Origin of the sequence: Candidatus Accumulibacter vicinus (assembly GCF_000584955.1) — a bacterium.
GTDB lineage: Bacteria > Pseudomonadota > Gammaproteobacteria > Burkholderiales > Rhodocyclaceae > Accumulibacter > Accumulibacter vicinus.
On sequence record NZ_JDSS02000047.1, the window covers coordinates 1,810 to 3,005 of the forward strand.

General features: G+C 62.0%; 1 protein-coding gene. It reads left to right on the forward strand.

Going from position 1 to position 1,196, the window contains the following annotated elements:
* Positions 1-81 precede the first annotated feature (81 nt).
* Positions 82-1,029, forward strand: coding sequence for an IS5 family transposase (locus CAPSK01_RS19535; protein WP_273704130.1), 948 nt, complete (start codon positions 82-84; stop codon positions 1,027-1,029).
* Positions 1,030-1,196 lie beyond the last annotated feature (167 nt).

Here is a 1,196-nt window from a genome sequence, read left to right on the forward strand (position 1 = left end):
TGAAACCTCTGCTTAACTACTGACGAATTTGCATAGTCCTGATATAACGGCCCCATCGACGAACTGTAAGGGGAGCTGACCATGCTGGGTCGCGTACAACCGCAGAAATCCTTTGGTGACGAAGCGCTGGAACTGCACGTTTCCGACCGCCACTTTCTCATGAAAGTATCCGGGCTGGTGGATTGGGCTGCGTTCGATCATTACTGGCCGGGTCTGTACGGCGCCACCGGGAATCGCTCCCACGACCCCTTGGTCTGCTTCAAAATGCTGTTGCTCGAACAGTGGTACAACCTGTCAGACCCTGAATGCGAAGCGCAATGCGCCGACCGCCTGTCCTTCCGCCGCTTCCTCGGCCTTTCGCTGGCCGACACCATTCCCGACGAGACCGTGCTCGTGCGCTTTCGCAAGCGGCTCCTGAAAGCCGGACTCGCCGAGCCGCTCTTCGCCTCCGTGCTGGCGCAGATCGAAGCTGCCGGCGTGATCGTCAAGCGCGGCACCCTGGTGGACGCCACCATCGTGCAATCGGCGCGTAAGGCGCCACCCAAGGACGCGACGGGTGGCGACACCGACGCCCGTTGGGCGGTCAAGAATGGGCGTCCGGTCGCGCACGGGTTCAAGGCGCATATCGCGGTGGACGACGGCAGCGAGATCGTGCGTGCCATCGAGACCACCAGCGGATCGGTGCACGATTCCGTGCCGATGGATACCTTGCTGGATCGTGCACCCGCCCAGGCGGTGTATGCCGACGCGGCCTACTGCGACGCGGCGCGACGTAAACGGCTACGGGCTCGTGGGATTGCGCCGCGGATACGTTTCAACCCGCGCGGCGGCGAACTCACGCCCAGACAAACCGCACTCAATCACCGCTGGTCGAAAGTGCGTGCGAAGGTCGAGCATGTGTTTGCCGACTGGAAAGAGCGACGATCGCTGGCGCGGTGCCGCTATGAGGGGTTGAAGAAGAACGCCTTGCACTTCACGCTCGTCGCCATCGCGCACAACCTGCGGCGCTGGTCGGTGCTGGCCGCATGAGCGTCCGGGTGGGGAGCAATCCGTCCGGCGAAACGGAATCCATGCGGATGATGGAAAAAATGCCCATCCGCAACCGCCGATACGGCAAAGCCGCCAAGCAATCGGCGTGAATTTCATGTCGGAAAACCACGTCGCGTCAGCCTCGTGGAGTTAAGCAGAGGTTTCAA

Bases quoted from the DNA above. Each gene is read 5' to 3' on its own strand.
- CAPSK01_RS19535 (WP_273704130.1), top strand. From the start codon at position 82: ATGCTGGGTCGCGTACAACCGCAGAAATCCTTTGGTGACGAAGCGCTG.